Source organism: Desulfobacula sp. (assembly GCF_014237455.1).
Lineage (GTDB): Bacteria > Desulfobacterota > Desulfobacteria > Desulfobacterales > Desulfobacteraceae > Desulfobacula.
The window spans coordinates 165,759-183,568 of record NZ_JABZFL010000096.1 but is presented as its reverse complement, the minus strand read 5'-3'; the positions used below and the strand labels follow the sequence as shown (position 1 = coordinate 183,568).

General features: G+C 41.3%; 16 protein-coding genes and 1 tRNA gene. 15 read left to right on the top strand and 2 right to left on the bottom strand.

The features are described 5' to 3' along the window. Positions 1–20 precede the first annotated feature (20 nt). Genes HGJ91_RS14550 through HGJ91_RS14530 form a run of 5 tightly spaced genes read left to right on the top strand, consistent with a single transcriptional unit; the run spans position 21 to position 5,453 of the window. The gene (locus HGJ91_RS14550; protein ID WP_291348542.1) at positions 21–1,613 is read left to right on the top strand and encodes an ABC transporter substrate-binding protein; all 1,593 of its coding nucleotides are present in this window, start codon (positions 21–23) and stop codon (positions 1,611–1,613) included. Further along, positions 1,610–2,554 carry an ABC transporter permease gene (locus tag HGJ91_RS14545; RefSeq protein ID WP_291348541.1) on the top strand — a complete coding sequence of 315 codons (945 nt, stop codon included), beginning with the start codon at positions 1,610–1,612 and terminating at the stop codon, positions 2,552–2,554. The genes HGJ91_RS14550 and HGJ91_RS14545 overlap by 4 nt, the downstream gene beginning before the upstream one ends. Next, positions 2,547–4,346, top strand: a complete 1,800-nt coding sequence (locus HGJ91_RS14540) for a dipeptide/oligopeptide/nickel ABC transporter permease/ATP-binding protein (RefSeq protein ID WP_291348540.1) — start codon at positions 2,547–2,549, stop codon at positions 4,344–4,346. The genes HGJ91_RS14545 and HGJ91_RS14540 overlap by 8 nt, the downstream gene beginning before the upstream one ends. After that, complete coding sequence (locus tag HGJ91_RS14535) at positions 4,336–5,013, top strand: dipeptide/oligopeptide/nickel ABC transporter ATP-binding protein (RefSeq protein WP_291348539.1); 678 nt, start codon at positions 4,336–4,338, stop codon at positions 5,011–5,013. Before HGJ91_RS14540 ends, HGJ91_RS14535 begins: the two co-directional genes overlap by 11 nt. Then, the gene (locus HGJ91_RS14530) at positions 5,010–5,453 is read left to right on the top strand and encodes an AAA family ATPase (protein WP_367142613.1); all 444 of its coding nucleotides are present in this window, start codon (positions 5,010–5,012) and stop codon (positions 5,451–5,453) included. The genes HGJ91_RS14535 and HGJ91_RS14530 overlap by 4 nt, the downstream gene beginning before the upstream one ends. Positions 5,454–5,530: 77 nt before the next feature. Here the strand turns inward: HGJ91_RS14530 and HGJ91_RS14525 are convergent, their stop codons facing one another. Both HGJ91_RS14525 and HGJ91_RS14520 read right to left on the bottom strand, forming a co-directional pair. Next, positions 5,531–6,085: a hypothetical protein gene (locus HGJ91_RS14525; protein WP_291348538.1), complete on the bottom strand. Its 555-nt coding sequence runs from the start codon at positions 6,083–6,085 to the stop codon at positions 5,531–5,533. A gap of 11 nt (positions 6,086–6,096) precedes the next feature. After that, a complete protein-coding gene (locus tag HGJ91_RS14520; RefSeq protein ID WP_291348537.1) occupies positions 6,097–7,200 on the bottom strand; it encodes a deoxyguanosinetriphosphate triphosphohydrolase in 1,104 nt (367 codons plus the stop codon). Positions 7,201–7,343: 143 nt separating this feature from the next. Between HGJ91_RS14520 and HGJ91_RS14515 the strand changes: the two genes are divergently transcribed. The 10 genes from HGJ91_RS14515 (at position 7,344) to infB (ending at position 17,805) form a co-directional block, all read left to right on the top strand. After that, entirely contained in the window at positions 7,344–7,874 is a 531-nt protein-coding gene (locus HGJ91_RS14515; RefSeq protein WP_291348536.1) for a nucleoside deaminase, read from the top strand. A gap of 129 nt (positions 7,875–8,003) precedes the next feature. Next, complete coding sequence (gene infC, locus HGJ91_RS14510) at positions 8,004–8,492, top strand: translation initiation factor IF-3 (protein ID WP_291348535.1); 489 nt, start codon at positions 8,004–8,006, stop codon at positions 8,490–8,492. Between the two features lie 128 nt (positions 8,493–8,620). Further along, entirely contained in the window at positions 8,621–8,818 is a 198-nt protein-coding gene (gene rpmI, locus HGJ91_RS14505) for a 50S ribosomal protein L35 (protein ID WP_291348534.1), read from the top strand. Positions 8,819–8,861: 43 nt separating this feature from the next. Further along, on the top strand, positions 8,862–9,212 hold the full coding sequence (rplT, locus tag HGJ91_RS14500; RefSeq protein ID WP_291348533.1) for a 50S ribosomal protein L20: 351 nt from the start codon (positions 8,862–8,864) through the stop codon (positions 9,210–9,212). Between the two features lie 27 nt (positions 9,213–9,239). After that, complete coding sequence (gene pheS / locus HGJ91_RS14495) at positions 9,240–10,247, top strand: phenylalanine--tRNA ligase subunit alpha (RefSeq protein WP_291348532.1); 1,008 nt, start codon at positions 9,240–9,242, stop codon at positions 10,245–10,247. Position 10,248: 1 nt separating this feature from the next. Continuing rightward, positions 10,249–12,687 carry a phenylalanine--tRNA ligase subunit beta gene (pheT, locus tag HGJ91_RS14490; protein WP_291348531.1) on the top strand — a complete coding sequence of 813 codons (2,439 nt, stop codon included), beginning with the start codon at positions 10,249–10,251 and terminating at the stop codon, positions 12,685–12,687. A 99-nt stretch (positions 12,688–12,786) separates the two neighbouring features. After that, positions 12,787–12,862 (top strand) — tRNA-Gly (locus HGJ91_RS14485). A 166-nt stretch (positions 12,863–13,028) separates the two neighbouring features. Then, positions 13,029–13,505 (top strand): ribosome maturation factor RimP, encoded by a 477-nt coding sequence (rimP, locus tag HGJ91_RS14480; protein WP_291348530.1) that lies wholly within the window; start codon positions 13,029–13,031, stop codon positions 13,503–13,505. 19 nt (positions 13,506–13,524) lie between these two features. After that, complete coding sequence (gene nusA / locus HGJ91_RS14475; protein ID WP_291348529.1) at positions 13,525–14,832, top strand: transcription termination factor NusA; 1,308 nt, start codon at positions 13,525–13,527, stop codon at positions 14,830–14,832. A 75-nt stretch (positions 14,833–14,907) separates the two neighbouring features. Further along, on the top strand, positions 14,908–17,805 hold the full coding sequence (gene infB / locus HGJ91_RS14470) for a translation initiation factor IF-2 (protein ID WP_291348528.1): 2,898 nt from the start codon (positions 14,908–14,910) through the stop codon (positions 17,803–17,805). Positions 17,806–17,810 lie beyond the last annotated feature (5 nt).

Below are 17,810 nucleotides of genomic sequence, written 5' to 3'. Positions count from 1 at the left end.
CTTTATTTAGGAATAAAAAAATGAAATCATATTTTTTCCCTGTTTTTCTTTTTTTGGCAATTTTTATTACAATGCCTCCCAAGGCAGGAGCTCAAACAGATAAACTTCGCATTGGCACGCCCATGACCATAAAAATAGTGAATCTCCTGAAAGATTATCATTACAACATTCTTGCCATGCTCATGACCCATGACACACTGGTAAGATTTGATTCAAAACTTTGCCCTGTACCGCAGCTTGCTGAGTCCTGGACTTGCAGCAAAGATGGAAAAACCTGGGAATTCACCATGGTATCCAATGCAAAATGGCATGATGAAAAGCCTGTCACAGCAGAAGACGTAAAATTTACCTTTGAATATCTTGGTTCGCATCAACCCTCTTGTGCATGGATTCCCGATCTCATTGACAAGATAAATATCAACGAACAGAAAATCAGGTTTACATTAAAAAAACCATACAGCCGTTTTCTTTTTAACAGTGGATTTATCATACGTATTCTGCCTGAGCATATATGGAGTAAAATTGATGACCCCCTGAAAACCAGTTGCAGGGATGTGGTTATCGGATGCGGGCCTTATCTTTTTGAAGGGTATGACCAAAAAAAAGGAACAATAAAATTCAAGAAAAATACCAGATATTATCAGGAAATACCTGAAACAGGGCAGATTGAATTTATTTTAAACCAGAATATGGATCTTTTGACCCTTTCCCTCCTGAAAAACAAGGTGGATGTTTATTATAAATATGCTTCAGGATATCCTGCACCATATCTTACCCGGCTTTCAAAAGATCATAATATAGGATTTGCCCAGGAAGAGTCCATGGGAATCCCCGCAGCCCTGGGGTTTAACCTGGAAAATATTTTTCTTGGAAAAAAAGAATTCAGAAAAGCTGTCAGTCTTGCAATTAATTATCAGAGAATTAACAATAGTCTTTTTAAGGGGAAAGGCCGTATCCCGACTTCAGGGTTTGTACCTTCAATTTTTTCTTCATATAAAAAAATGCCGGACCTTAAATATAATCCCGGGCAATGTGAGGCTATTTTAATATCTCTTGGGTTAAAGGACAGGGATAACGACGGCATACGTGAGGATCAGGATGGTAATAAGATATCTTTTACTCTTGTGGTACGATCGGATTTATGGGGAGACGCCCAACTGGTAAAACTTTTAACCCATGATTTGAAAAAAGTCGGATTGCATGTAAATGTCAGGATGACGGATTTGTCTACCTGGATTACCAGTGTAAGGAGCAAAGCCTTTGATCTTGTACTGTTTCGTACGACTCCCTGGGGCATGATCATGGCTTCAGGTTATGCGAGCGGATATTTTGACTCCCGCAGGCAGGGAGGCGGGGTGCTGGCTAATATTACAGACCCGTTGTTTCACGACCTGTGCGATAATATTTTATCAATGACTGATTTGCAAACCGTGAAAAATTACTATTACAGGCTCCAGGAATATTATGCAGCCCACCTGCCTGCAATTGCACTTTGCTGGAATAAAAATGTCTATCCCTACAGGAAAAACTGGACAGGGATTTCTGTAAACCAGATAGAAGGCGGCCTGATCAATCGTTTTACCCTGAATTCCTTAAAAAACATAAACCAATGAAGCTGATTTTTCAAAAATTTCTTCTGTATCCAACAGCTTTTATCTGTATTGTGAGCATTAATTTTTTTTTCATACACATGATGCCGGGTGATCCTCTTGTTCATCTGCTGGGCGAGGAGGGGTATTATTATCTTTCCACCCAGAAACCTGCGATTCTGGAAAGAATGAAAAAAGAGCATCATCTTGATCTTCCCGTATATAAACGATATCCGGGTTATTTTAAAAAAATCCTCCAATGTGATCTGGGATGGTCCAATCATTATGGGACCCAGGTCTTTCATGTTATCAAGTTCAGACTCAAGAGGACGTTGATGCTTCTTTTTCCCGCTGTTGCAGTCAGTACGCTTTTAGGAGGATTCCTGGGCGCTCTTGCAGGATGGAAAACCAGAGGAATGCTTGATAAATTCCTGACCCCGGGATTTCTTTTTCTCTATTCCATTCCCGGCTATTGCCTTGGGCTTATGCTGCTGATTTTTGCCTTTCATTTAGATATTTTTACTGGAACAAATTCCACGGGCAGTGCAGCTATTTGGCCCATGATTACAGTGATTCTGCACAGTACGGCTTATAAATATATGATCATGAGAAACTCCCTGCACCAGGAGCTGCACGAGACATATGTAGTCACTGCTTTTTCCAGGGGGCTTACGGACAGACAAGTATTGTTTCGGCATGTTTTGAAAAATGCCCTGCCGCCTTATATTGCTGTGGTTGCACTGAACCTGGGATTCATGGTCGGGGGGACCCTTCTTGTTGAAATTGTCTTTTCATGGCAGGGAATGGGTACCCTTATCTATGAAGCTGTATTTTCAAGGGATTATCCTCTGCTCTCCGGTTGTTTTATAATACTTTCGTTATGCGTAATTTTTGCCAATGCAATGGCAGAACTTATCCATGCATATCTTGACCCAAGGGTAAGAAAAGGGGGCACCCTTGTTTAAGAGGAACAGGGAAATATTCGGCACGCTCATACTTTTATTTTTCCTGGGCATAACCTTTTTTGGGGATCAGGTTGCGCCTTTTGATATGGACCAACTCTTTGCGCCTTACCTGTCTCCCGGGGGCAGGCATATTCTGGGAACCAACAATATCGGCCAGGATATTTTAAGTGAATTAATTAATGCCGCGCGGATATCTTTTATGGTCGGCTTTGTCGCGGCTGTCCTGGCCACGGTTATAGGCACGGTTATCGGTTGTGCGGCAGGATATTACAGGTCTGTTGTCGACGATGTGCTCATGAGAATCACTGATATTTTTCTGCTGATACCCGCCCTTCCCCTGATTATCATACTGGTTTCATATATAGGACCCGGGATATTCAATGTGATTTTTGTTATTTCCATTTCTTCATGGCCGGGCACAGCACGGGTGGTCAGGGCCAATGTGCTGAAACTCAGGGAATATCCGTTTATCATGAATGCACGCAGCCTTGGTGCCAATGATGTATATATCATGTTTCGCCACATTCTCCCAAACACACGGGAACTTATTCTTGCAAAGGTAACACTGGCTACGGCCTATGCCATGCTCACCGAAGCCGGAATAAGCTTTATCGGTCTGGGTGATCCGGATCACACAAGCTGGGGAGGAATGCTTCATGATGTCATGGAAGGCGCAGGACTGATCAACGGGCTTTGGTGGTGGTATCTGCCGCCAATTCTCTGTATATCCCTGGCCGTAATCGGATTTAATTTTACAGGGTATGCATTTTTAAATTCAGATGGGATAAAGGCCGTTGATCAGGGTAAAAAAAACAATTTTTCTGGAAAAAACAATTCCCCTGTTTCACGGGATACTGATATGATCTTTATGGCCCAAAATCTTTGCATATCATTTAAAAACAAAGCAGGCAACAGGGTAATGGCAGTTGATTCTGTTGATTTAACCGTATGTGCAAAAGATAAAATAGCTGTCATGGGAGAGACCGGAGCCGGGAAAAGTATTTTGCTGCTCGGACTGCTTAAACTTTTGCCCCAGGGTGCAAGGGTATCAGGGGCAATAGAATACCATGGCCGTGATATGGCAGGATTTTCAGATGAAGAAATACGCAGGATAAGAGGCGTTAAAACAGCCTATGTTCCCCAGGCTGCCGGAAACGGACTCAATCCTGTTCTGAATATCGGTTCCCAGGTGGCTGAACGGCAGATTATTCATTTTAAAACAGATAAAAAAACAGCCCTGAAACAAGCACAAACCCTGCTTGCCGATATGGGGATCAAGAATATAAAAAAGAGAATATCTGATTATCCTCATCAGTTTAGTGGTGGAATGAAACAAAGGCTATTGCTTGCATCAGCCATGCTTTCAAAATCCGGTGTGCTTCTCGCGGATGAGCCCACCAAAGGGCTGGATATGGGAAACAAAAAGGCAATACTTGAAATCATCAATAATTCCTCTGCCAAGGCTTGTGTGATCGTGACCCATGATTTCTGGTTCGCCAAAAGATTTGCCACTACCATTGTGGTAATGTTTCAAGGTCTAATTGTGGAATCAGGCCCGCGGGAATCATTTTTTTCAACCCCGTTTCATCCTTTTTCCCAGTCTCTTCTTGCAGCCCTTCCGTCCAGAGGACTCAAGGTGCGTTGCGGATACGTTCCCGGCAGGCTTGGGGATTTCCAAACCGGGTGTCCCTTTTTAGCCAGGTGCGATGTCAAAACCGGGCGCTGCATGCAAAGGCCACCTCTTTTCAGACAAAAAGGCCACAAGGTAAGGTGCTGGCATTATGCTTCTTAAAGCAGTCAAACTTAAAAAATCATTTAACAGCACCTGGTTTAAAACAGGAGAAACTCCTGCTGTGGTTGATGCTGGATTTTCCCTGAATCCGGGTGAAACAATCGGCATTGTCGGTAAAAGCGGAGCAGGAAAAACTACGCTTGGTTTAATGCTTGCCGGGGTCATAAAGCCTGATTTTGGACAGATTTTTTACAAGGGCGAGGATATATGGGCTTTGACACGCAGGAAAAGACGCAGAATGCAGCAACATATTCAGATGATCTTTCAGCACCCTGAAAGCACTTTTAATCCAAAGTGGAAAATTTCCCGCAGCCTTATGGAACCATGCAGGCTGCATAAAATGCCGGTGTCAGAAGATACCATAATAAAATGGGCTGAAAGGGTGGGCCTGGCAGAAGATGTTCTTTACCGGTATCCCATGCAGCTTTCCGGGGGAGAATTACAAAGAATTGCCATTGCAAGGGCCATGAGCATATCTCCTGCCATTCTTGTTCTTGATGAGCCCGTCAGCATGCTGGATACATCCACCAAGGCCCAGATTATCCGCGTTATTAAAAAAATTCAGGCAAGCACCTGTGCCGCCTGTATCTTTATAAGTCATGATGTGGATATTGCACGATTGATCTGCAACAGGATGTATAAACTTGAAAACCATGTCTTGAGATAAATTCCATCCTAATTCTATATCAAAAAATAATATCATCTTTTATTAATAAGCCTGTAATTAAGGTTATCACAGGCATGAGGAGGGTGGGCAAAAGCTGTCTTTTGAAACTTGTTATTGAGGAAACTCTAAGTAACAATATTGGAAAAGACAAAATTTTGTATATCAACAAGGAGTCGCTTGAGTATGATTTTATCATGAATTATAAAGACCTGTATGATTATGTAAAAAAAAGATTCAGAAATATTAAAGGCCCAAAATATCTTTTTGTTGACGAAATTCAGGAAATTGATTTATGGGAAAAGGCTGTTACTTCTTTTTTTTCCCAGGAAAACATTGATATATTCATAACAGGTTCAAATGCAAATCTCCTGTCCTCGGAACTTCCCACCCTGCTTTCCGGAGGGTATGTTGAGATTCCGGTTTGCTCTCTGGGGTTTTAAGATGAATTGACCACTTCTGCCACCGATTGTGACATTTTTTTTTCTTGTGTTTCCATGGAGTTCCTTTGTAAAAAATATTATTGTGAAACCAGCATTTGAGCAACCGTTTCTTTTATCCTGCCGGGTTTATTTAAGTCTTGTCGAAAGGCCAGCTCTATTTGGGCCATTTGTTGATAAAAAGGAGTCCTGTCAAATTTGATATATGGTTTGTCATCAAACAAGCCCGCATTACAACCGGCTCCTTTAACAGGTTTGAAACCGGGCTTGCTCAGTTCATGGGGCAGCCCGTGGAGCCTGCAAATCATTGGCCTGTATGGGTATAGAAGGCATCGGCCATCTTCAATGACAGGGCAGCAAATTTTCAGACTTTTTATTTCAGGGCTTTGAGGAAACGTTCTTTTGCAATAGTTTGCGGCCTTGTCTAAAATTTTTTCTTTTCTATTGGAGTCAAGCGCATTAAAGCCATGGAGCAAATAGACTTTTTCAATATAAGTATGGTGAAAAAATAAGGATTTACAGCAATTATCTTCACACCCGTTGCATTTGAAATGATAGCCTTCGGCAATTTTGTTCCAGGTTTTATCCATAGCGTCGTAGAGGGCTGCAAGAGGTTTAAAGATTTTATCTGTCATGGCTGCTTAAATCAGATCAGGGGGTTGGGCAAGAAAATTTTGGAATATAGATTCATGGCATACCGGTCGGTCATGCTGGCGATCAAATCACAAACAGACCGTTTAATGGGGTTCTTTGAAGAGTCCCATGGAGCCATTTCCATTTTTTCAAGCTCTCTTTGCAGGGCGTCAGGATCATTTAAAAAATGATTATAAAGACCAATGATCACTTTTTTTGCCTTTACAAATTCATTATGAACTCCTGGTGAACGATAAACCTTATCATATAGGAATTTTCTTAATATAATCATGGCATGAAAAGTATCTTTACCCATATCAAGGATGAATTTGCCATTTTTGGGGCCACTGTTATACACCAATTGTTCAATCATAATGCTGGCTCTCTGGGAGTGTGTTTTCCCCAGTTTTTTAATACAGATATCGGGAACATCTGTGGAAGAGATGACCTTGCCTCGTAATGCATCATCAAGGTCATGGTTTAAATAGGCAATGATATCCGCTACTCTGACAATTCTTCCTTCGAGTGTAATTGCGGTTTCTCCGGGGGTTGCCGGAATGATATTGCCAAACCCTTTGGAGTGCTTAAGGATGCCGTCCCTGACTTCCCAGGTCAGGTTAAGGCCTTTACCTGAGTTTTCAAGGGAATCCACTACTCTTAAACTTTGATAAGCATGAGAAAAATGGGGTGAATGAATCTCGATCAGAGCGGTTTCGCCTCCATGGCCAAAGGGTGTGTGACCCAGATCATGAGCCAGTGCAATGGCTTCGGCAAGATCTTCATTAAGACGCATGGCTCTCGCGATAGTTCTCGAAATTTGTGCCACTTCAAGTGTATGGGTGAGCCGGGTCCGATAATGGTCTCCCAGAGGGGAGAGGAAAACCTGTGTTTTGTATTTCAATCGTCTAAAGGAATTTGAATATACGATTCTGTCCCTGTCAATTTGAAAAGGCGTTCTGATATTGTAGGTGTTTTTTTCTTTATTCCGTCTTTTGGCATTGGCACTTAATGTGCCATATTCGGAAAGAAAGCTTTTTTCTCTGATTTGAAATTTTTTCCGGATACAAAGGTTTTTATCCAAAGGTTTTTCTTCCGTGTATTTTTTTTTTGCTTCCATAAATTTAGTATTGAATAATTTTTGAAATCTAAATAAAATACAATAGTTATACAAAAAGCAAGGTAAATGCAATATAGATTTGTAATTACGCATATGGAACAGGCTTTGTAAAGGGTTCTTTCATTTAGGAGAGATGATTTAAATTGGCGTATGAATATTATATGGAACTGGCGTTGGAACAAGCCCAAAAAGCATTTGACAAGGGTGAGTTCCCCGTGGGATGTGTGATTGTGCAAACGGGGAAAGTAATTGCAAGCGGTGCAAGGAAAGGAACAACTCAAGACAAACCGATTTTTAGTGAAATCGATCATGCTGAAATGAGGGCTTTAAAATATCTTGAAACCATTGACACTCAATTTGAACCTGAAAAATCAATTCTTTTTTCTACCATGGAGCCCTGCCTGATGTGTTTTGGCGCCATCATCCTGTCGGGCATAAAAAAAATAGTATATGCCTATGAAGACCCCATGGGGGGAGGGACAACATGTGATTTAAAAAAATTACCTTCTTTGTATCAAAAATGTGGAATTGCTATCGTCCCTGGAGTGTTGCGTCAAAAAAGTCTTGATCTTTTTTATAATTTTTTTAATAAAGAGGACAACTTATATTGGAAAAACAGCTATTTGGAAACATACACGCGTGATCAGAAAAGAGAACAGATTCACAATAAATAATACTTGCATTTTTTTAGGCAAGCCATTATAATCGCTGGGTTATACTTGTTCTATCAAAAATAAATATTAGAATTGTGTGGTGCAGGAGGTGCGAAAATAGCTAAGCGAGGAAGACAGGACCTGACAAGTGTGAATAAGGGGATCAGGGCCAGCCAGGTTAGGGTTGTCGGCTCTGATGGTGAGCAGATAGGAATTATGCCTATTGAAGAGGCTTTAAGTATTGCCGGTGGTGAAGATCTTGATTTAGTTGAGGTTTCACCGGATGCAAACCCGCCTGTCTGCAAGATAATGGATTTTGGAAAATATAAGTATGAGCTGACCAAACAAAAGCAGGGGGCCAAAAGAAGACAGAAAGGGTTTCAGATTAAGGAAATAAAGGTACGGCCGAAAACAGGTGACCATGATCTTGAAACAAAGGTCAGGCATATTGAAAAGTTTATCGGTAAAAGAGATAAGGTTAAGGTTACGCTGGTTTTCAGAGGAAGGGAATTCAAGCTCAAAGAGCAGGCCAACGCGGTTTTGGAGAAAATTGTTGCCATGACTGAAGAGATTGCGCAGGTCGAGCAGTCTCCCAAGTTTGAAGGCCGCGTCATCACCATGCTTTTGGGACCTAAATAATCTAAATTACTTTATAAAACGGCAAGACTGCTTTTTAGAACATATAGTAAATATATGGTGGTATATTGTGCTTTTTTAACTGTATACTGCCATCTTTTTTTAGAAATTGTAATACAGGAGAAAATAAAATGCCTAAGATTAAAACTTGTAGAGCGGCTGCCAAGCGGTTTAAAAAAACAGGATCAGGGAAATATAAATTCAGAAAATCCCATTCCAGCCATATATTAACCAAAAAAACAACAAAGAGAAAAAGATCTTATAGACTAGATCAGATGATTGATCAGGCTAATATGAAAGAGGTCAGGCGGTTGTTACCCAATGGATAGATAGTGGCCTGATCAAAATTTAAGAATTGAGGAGTTTGACAAAATGAGAGTCAAAAGAGGATTTAAAGCAAGAAGGCGTAGAAACAAGGTGCTTAAGCTTGCAAGAGGATTTAGAGGCGGAAGAAGTAAATTATACCGCACAGCTGCAGATGCCGTTGATAAGGCCTTGATGTATGCTTATCGGGACAGAAGAGTGCGTAAAAGAGATTTTAGGCGGCTTTGGATTGTCAGAATCAATGCGGCAGCAAGAATGAATGGCCTGTCATACAGCAAGCTAATGAATGGTCTTAAATTAGTAGGCAGTCAATTGGATCGCAAGGTGCTGGCTGATCTTGCAATTTCTGATCCGGCCGCCTTTTCCCAGTTGGCTTCACTTGCCAGTGCAAAAGTTTAACTAGATTAAACGACTTGTGAGGGTATTTTGCAAAACAGTATTATTGATATTGAAAAAGAAGCCTTTGAAAGTATAGGGCAAGCCACCGATTCAGAGCAGCTTGAACAGCTTTCCATTAAATATCTCGGCAGAAAGGGTGTACTCACAAAATTTTTAAGAAACATTTCTTCTCTTCCCGAGGATGAGCGGCCCAGTGCCGGTAAGAATGCTAATATTCTTAAAGGAAAGCTTGAGAAAGAAGTTAAGGCCGCCTTTTTAAAACTGGATACGTTTGATGATAAAAAGTTTTTTGGTATTGATGTAACCCTTCCGGGGCGACCGATCCTGCGAGGTTCTCTTCATCCGATAACCCAGGTGGCCAAAGAGATTAGTGATATCTTTTTAAGGCTTGGATTTGATATTGCCGAAAGTCCGGAAGTTGAAACGGATTATTATAATTTTGAGGCCTTGAATATCCCCAAATATCATCCTGCAAGGGATATGCAGGACACCTTTTATGTGTCGGAAAATATTGTCTTAAGAACTCACACTTCTCCGTCACAGCCCCGTGTGATGGAAAAGACCAAACCACCGGTTCGAATTATTTCACCAGGAAAGGTTTTCAGATGTGATTCAGACATCACTCATACTCCCATGTTTTATCAGATTGAAGGTCTTATGGTGGATGAAAACATTTCTTTTGGTGATTTAAAAGGGATTCTGACCACCTTTGTCCATCAATTTTTTGACAAAGACACCTCTTTAAGATTCAGGCCCAGCTTCTTCCCGTTTACCGAACCCAGCGCTGAAGTTGATATCCGTTGTGTCATGTGTAAAGGAAAAGGCTGTCGAATTTGTTCAAAAACCGGGTGGCTCGAAGTATTGGGTTCCGGGATGGTACATCCTGCTGTTTTTGAAAATGTCGGGTATGATACAGACAAGTATACTGGATTTGCTTTTGGCATTGGTATCGAGCGGATGGCCATGCTCAAATATGGTATCGATGATATCAGAAAATTTTATGAAAATGATATGCGTTTTCTAGGGCAGTTTTAATATGAAAGTCAGTTTGAGCTGGTTAAAAGAGTATATTCACGTTGATCTTGAGCCTTCCGTGATGGCTAAAAAATTGACAATGGCAGGTCTTGAAGTTGATGCGGTAGAAGAAAGGTATGATTATCTCAACAATATTGTTGTTGCCAAAGTCAATGAAGTCAAAAAGCATCCCAATGCAGACAAACTTTCTGTCTGCATGGTTGACGCGGGCGGGGACGAGCTGATTCAGATCGTCTGCGGTGCGCCCAATGTACGGGAAGGTATGGTTGTGCCGTGTGCATTGCCAGGTACTGTTCTTCCCGGAGATTTTAAAATAAAAAAAGGTAAGCTTCGGGGAGAAGTGTCAGCCGGTATGTTATGCAGTGCATCTGAATTAAAACTCAATACGGATAGCGCAGGTATTATGGATCTGGAGGGTGATTTTGTTGCTGGAACCCCCCTTGACGAAGCGTTGAACGTTTCTGATACGGTATTTGAAATTGATTTGACCCCCAACAGACCCGATTGTTTGAGTATAATCGGTGTGGCCCGTGAGGTAGGGGCGTTTACGGAACCAAAGCAAACGGTAAGATTCCCTGATTTTATGCTGCCGGAAAGTAAAATTGGGTATGAATCCATCCATGATTATGCAAAAGTTCAGATCATTGATCCTGATCTTTGCCCAAGATACTCTGCCGGACTTTTATTTGATGTTACGATTGAACCCTCTCCATTCTGGCTGCAGGAAAGACTTGAATCCATAGGGCTTACTCCCATTAATAATGTGGTTGATATTACAAACTTTGTCATGATGGAAATGGGTCAGCCCCTTCATGCCTTTGACTTTGATGAGGTTGCAAAGGGTAAAATTATTATCAGAAGAGCAGGCAGTGATACAAACTTTACTACTCTTGACAGCAAAGATCATAAGCTTGAATCTGATATGCTCATGATTTGTGATGGGAAAAGACCGGTGGCGCTGGCCGGGGTAATGGGGGGTGAAAATTCTGAGATTTCAAATTCCACAACCAGAGTGCTTGTCGAAAGCGCATATTTTAACCCGATTTCGATCAGGAAAACTGCAAAGAAAACCGGTATTGCTTCAGATGCGTCACACAGGTTTGAACGGGGTGTTGATCCTGATGGAACCGTCAAGGCATTAAACAGGGCGGTTTCCCTGATGGCTCAAATTTGTGATGCAACCATTGCCAAAGATATTATTGATGAACATCCGAACAAGCCTGTTCCGCTTGAGCTTGACTTGAATACCAATGCTTTGAATACTCGGTTGGGAACAAATTTAAGTACGGATGCAATTGGTGAGATTCTTACCTCAGTAGAATTTAAAGTTGAGAAGACAGATGATATTCTGCTTAAAGTCGGCGTACCTTTTTTTAGAGTAGATGTGATAAGACCGGAGGATCTTTCCGAAGAAGTGGCCAGGCTTTGGGGGTATAACAATATCCAGACAAGTTATCCTCTGGTTCCAGCCAAAGGCAAGCTTTTAGACGAAAAGATTTCTTTCAGGGAAAAGATCAGGCAAATAATGACCGGATTTTCTTTTTCCGAGGTTATCAACTATAATTTTATTAATGAAAATTCATGTGACAGGTTAAACCTGTTGGATAATGATAAAAGGCGATATGTTGAAACTATTTTAAATCCGATTTCAGATCAGATGTCGGTTTTAAGGAGCTCTCTGATTCCAGGGCTTCTTGAGACAATGAAAAGAAATATTTCCCAGCAGTCAGACACGCTGAAGTTTTTTGAAATCGGTAAAATTTTCTTTGCCACACAAAAGGGATCTTTGCCTGAAGAGAAGGAAATGATTGCGGGCCTGATCACAGGCAACCGATCCGATTCATCCTGGTGTTCAAAAAAGACTAAAGTTGATTTTTTTGATTTGAAAGGTGCGGTTGAGGGCTTTTTCGAAGCACTCATGATTGAGAATATAGTCTTTGGAAAAATTGAAGATGAATCCTGCCTTTATTACAAAGACGGATATGCAGCCTATGTCAAATCCGGTGATACCCTTATGGGTACTCTGGGGAAAATCGAAGAAAAGGTTTTGAAAAATTATGGGTTAAAGCAGGATGCGTTTATTTTTGATTTCAGTTTTAATGCCATACAGGACCTGCTCCCCAAAGTAGTTACAGCTGAGTCGTTGCCAAAATTTCCTTCCATTTCAAGGGATATCACCATTATCGTGGACAGAACCGTGACGGTTGGGGCAATCTTGAAACAGATTGAACTGATTTCTAAAAAAGAAGTATTAATTGAAAACGTTTTTCTTTTTGATGTGTTTGAAGGTCAACCGTTGTCTGAAGATAAAAAGTCATTGTCTTTTCGGGTTGTTTACAGATCGACAAGCAAAACCTTGAAAGAAAAAAATATTAAAAAACTCCATGTAAATATTTCAAAAATCATTCTTGATCAGTTTAATGCAGATCTGCCGGAATAACCTGGAAAGAAGATAGCAGTAATCATTTTTACTACCCAATTGCCCGGTTAAAAGTGTTATTGACAAACCCGATAGGGGTTGGTATATTGCACCGCTAATGCGGGCATAACTCAGCTGGTAGAGTGCAAGCTTCCCAAGCTTGATGTCGCGAGTTCGAGTCTCGTTGCCCGCTCCATCTTTAAAAGGATGGATGGCAGAGTGTTCCATTTATTGGAGTTAAGATATGATCTGAACCATTGATTTTACTTGGTAAAGATTCTGTTAATGTTATACTAGGAACGGGCATCTGCCCGTTTTTGTATTTGAGGATATAAAAAAGTAAGTGTTTAAGGCTGTATTATATGGGTGTTATGTTGAAGAAAGACAACAGCATGTTAATTGAAAAAATTAAAGAAGTTGCGCAGCCATTGTGTCAGGCTGAAAATTTTGAGCTTGTTCATTTAGAGTATGCCAACAGTCATCGGGAAAATATTGTCCGCCTTTTTTTGGATAAGCCTGGCGGTATAACAGTGGCTGATTGTGTTTATGTGAGTCGCCAGCTCGGAGATTTAATTGATATTCATATAGAGAATATCGGCAGCTACAGGCTTGAGGTTTCTTCTCCCGGGCCAAACCGGCCTTTGAATAAGAAAGAGGATTTTCATCGTTTCAAGGGTGAGAGAGTAAAAATAGAGACAAGAGAGTTGATTGAGAGCCAAAAAAAATTTACTGGGATTCTTGAGATAATTAATGATGATTCTGTTGTGATTGCTGTTGATGGGAGAAGGGTTGAGATATCAGACCATGTAATCACCAAGGCAATACTTGCAGGTCAGTAATATGGAGAACGCGTAAGTCATGTTTATCACAGATATTAAAAGGGTTATTGATCAGGTAAGCCGCGAAAAGGGTATTGAACCGGAAATTCTTATTAATACTCTGAAAGAGGCCATTATTTCAGCGGCCAGAAAGAAAATCGGGCCCAGGGCTGATATTGAGGTTCACTATACTGAGAAGAGTGGTGAGGTTGAGGTTTTCCATTTTAAAGAGGTAGTAGAAGAAGTTGAGTATCCTGACAGTGAGCTGACCCTTGAAGAAGGATATGAATATGATGCTGAGTGCGAGATCGGAGACAGTTTGGGTATTCGGATCGATACGGAAGAATTTGGTCGAATTGCTGCCCAGTCAGCCAAGCAAGTTATTATTCAGAAGATGAGGGAAGCGGAAAGAAACGCTGTCTATGAGAATTTTATTCATAAAAAAGGTAAAATTATTAATGGTATTGTTCAACGGTTTGACAGGGGCAGCATTATTGTTAATCTGGGACAGGCAGAGGCTGTTTTAAGGCCCAGGGACCAGATGCCAAAAGAAAGTTACAAGCGTGGCGATAGAATCAGGGCTTATATTCTGGATGTATTAGAAGAATCAAAAGGTGAACAGATTATTTTATCCAGAACACATCCACAATTTCTAGTCGAATTATTTAAAACGGAAGTTCCCGAGGTATCTGAAGGGATTGTAACCCTGCGCAGTGCTGCAAGGGCTCCCGGTATCAGGGCCAAGATTGCCGTATCCTCGATGGATTCAGATGTCGATCCGGTGGGAGCCTGTGTGGGGATGAAAGGAAATCGGGTTCAGAGTATTGTGCAGGAACTTCGTGGTGAAAAAATTGATATTGTGCAATGGAATCCGGATATAGCCAGATTTGTCTGTAACGCGTTGTCGCCTGCCGAGATTGCCAGGGTGATTATTGACGAAGATAATCAATCCATGGAAGTCATTGTGAACGATGAATACCTCTCCATTGCCATTGGCAAGGGGGGCCAAAATGTTTCTCTTGCCTGTGAGATTACCGGCTGGCACTTAGAGGTCACAAGTGAAGAGGAATACAGCCGGGAGGTAAAAGAAGGATATGACAGCCTGATGAAACTTACAGGGATAGGACTGTCTAAGGCAGAGATGCTTTTCAAGGGAGGATATTCTTCTCTCGTGGATATATCTGAAGCACTTATTGAAGATATTGTATCCATATCTAATTTTAGTGAATCAAAAGCTGGGAAACTGATTGAAGAAGCAAAAGTTATTCTGGAAGAAGAATTAAGACAAGAGAGTCGTGACCAAGAGCCGGAAGACGATGAAGAGATTCAAGAAGGTGAAGACAGTTAACGGTTAGGTTATATAAAAAACGGATAGCAGGCGGAAGAAGAATATAAAAAAGAGAGTATTACTTGGGGGCAACAAATGGCGAAGGTCAGAGTATATGAGTTGGCTAAAGATCTGAACATGACGAACAGAGCGCTTCTTAATAAAATGAAAGAATTGAAGATTGATGTTAAAAGCCATATGAGTTCTCTGGAAAATAGTGCTGTTAGCGCAATTAAAAGAAGCCTTTTGGGAAAAGAAAAAAGAAAGACCGATGTCAAGATAAAACCATCTGTCATCCGTAGACGAAGGCGGAAGGTTGAAGAGATTATTGCACCGGAAGTTGAAGATGAAACAGCAGAAAAGGTGGAAGAAAAATCAGAACAGACTGTTGCTCTTAAAAAGGAAGCACCTGTACGAAAAAAGGCAAAAACTATACCATCAGATGATGAGCCAGGTGCTGTTAAAGAAAAATTTGAAGAGAAGAAAATTAAAAAAATAGAGTCCGCTCTTCAAAAAAACAAACCAAAGCCAAAGGTTAAAAAGAGTAGATCTGCCAAGATCGTTAAACCAGCGGAAGGTGAGAAACCCAAAACGATTAAACCGGGAAAGATAAAACCCGAACCTGAAGTTGATAAGACTGCAATTCCTTCTGTGGAAAAAGAAGAACCTATTGTTGGAAAAGACAAAAAGCGTGTAAAGACACAAACTAAAATACTTATAGAAAAAGAAGATACTGTACAGGGAATTGAGCCGGTCGTTGCTGAAAAGAAAGAGAAAAAAGCCAAAAAGAAAAAGAAAAAATCAACACCAGCGAAGATTGTTAAAATTGCAGATCCTTCTGCACTTAAAAATTTTAAAAAATCCAAGCCTGGTGGAAATAGGAAACGGGTGGGTGTGAAAAATGGGACCAAGGAGACTCCAAAGAAAAAACCGTTTAAAAAGAAAGAACGTGTCCCCTCTCCTTCTCCTGTAAAGCCTAAAAGGGGTGCTCCGGCAATTGATGTTCCCGTGCCCGGTGAAATAGATACAGGGAAACGTAAAAAAGAAAAAAGAAAAGATGGGTTTGGTGATGATAAGCCTGTTGGGAAAAGAAAACAGCGCAAGAGAAAGTCTGTGATTGAAGGGGATGCACTATACAAGGGTGGCCGCGGCAGAAAAAAACGCGGTAGAAAGGATATAAAAGGGAAAAAGGGAAATTTTCAAAAAACCCAGATTACAACACCAAAAGCCATTAAAAGGCGCATTAAAATTGATGAGGCTATTGAACTTTCCGAACTTGCAAAACGGATGGGTATCAAAGCCAATGAGATGATTGCCAAATTGATGGGTATGGGTGTTATGGCAACGGTAAATCAGACCATTGATTTCGATACGGCTGTGCTGGTTGCGACTGAATTCGACTTTGAGGTGGAAAAAGCATCTTTTGAGGAAGAGGCCCTCCTCAATATTGAAAATGGGGATGATGATGAAGATAAATTGATTGGAAGAGCACCGGTGGTTACCATTATGGGACATGTTGATCATGGAAAAACCTCGCTTCTGGATGTTATCAGACAATCCAAGATTACCAGTGGTGAAGCTGGTGGTATTACCCAGCACATTGGTGCCTATAATGTTGAAACACTCAATGGCGGGCGAATTACATTTCTTGATACCCCGGGCCATGCTGCATTTACGGCAATGCGATCCAGGGGAGCGCAGGTTACGGATATTGTTATCCTTGTTGTTGCTGCAGATGATGGGGTGATGCCCCAGACCATAGAGGCTATCAATCATTCAAAGGCCGCAGGTGTGCCGGTTTTGGTTGCCGTCAATAAAATGGATAAAGCCGGGGCTGATCCTGACAGAATTATGAGAGAGCTTTCGGAACTTGATTTGCTTGCAGAAGAATGGGGTGGGGATGTCATATTTGTTAAAGTCTCTGCAAAGACCGGAGAAGGTATAGATGCACTCCTTGAAATGGTTCTGCTACAGTCTGAGGTACTGGAATTAAAGGCGAATCCTGAAAGAAAAGCAAACGGTTATGTGGTTGAATCACGGCTTGACACCGGGCGTGGCGCGGTTGCAACGGTCCTTGTAAAGCAGGGAACCTTGAGGGATGGTGATCCCATTGTCTGCGGGCTCCATTCCGGTCGAATCAGGGCAATGATTGATGATGCCGGAAACAGGATTAAGGTGGCAGGCCCGAGTACGCCTGCTGAGATCGTTGGCTTGCATGGTATACCCAATGCCGGAGATGAGTTCATTTCGGTTGCTTCTGATAAGGATGCAAAACAGATTGCCGGTCACAGGATGCATAAACAAAGGGCAAAGGAGCTTGCCAGAAAAAGCCGGGCCAATCTTGAAAAGATGTTTGAGAATCTTGGGGCTGCTGAAATCAAGGAACTTAAACTTATTGTTAAAGCAGATGTTCACGGCTCCATTGAAGCCTTGAATGATTCATTAAAAGATTTGGCCAAGGAAGAAGTGGATATTAAAATTGTTCACTCGGGTACCGGTACCATTAATGAATCGGATATAGCGCTTGCATCTGTATCAGATGCCATTGTCATCGGGTTTAATGTCAGGCCGACACCTCAGATTCGAGCACTTGCCAAGGATGAACATGTAGACATGCGATTTTATGACATCATTTATAATGTCATAAATGATATTAAGTCTGCACTGGATGGTATGATGCCGTCCACATTCCATGAGATCATTATTGGTCGGGCAGATGTTCGTGACATATTTGTTATTCCGAAAATGGGAACTATTGCCGGGTGCCATATTGCCGAAGGCAAAGTTATCCGCGGTAAAAAAGTAAGGCTCTTAAGGGACGGCGTTATCAAGTGTGATACCCAATTATCGTCACTCAGACGGTTTAAAGATGATGTTAAAGAAGTGGACCAGGGGTATGAATGCGGTATCGGTCTTGAAAAATACAATGACATCAAGGTAGATGATGTGATCGAGTGTTATGAAGTTGAAGAAAGAAAGTACAAGGCTGATTAATTAAA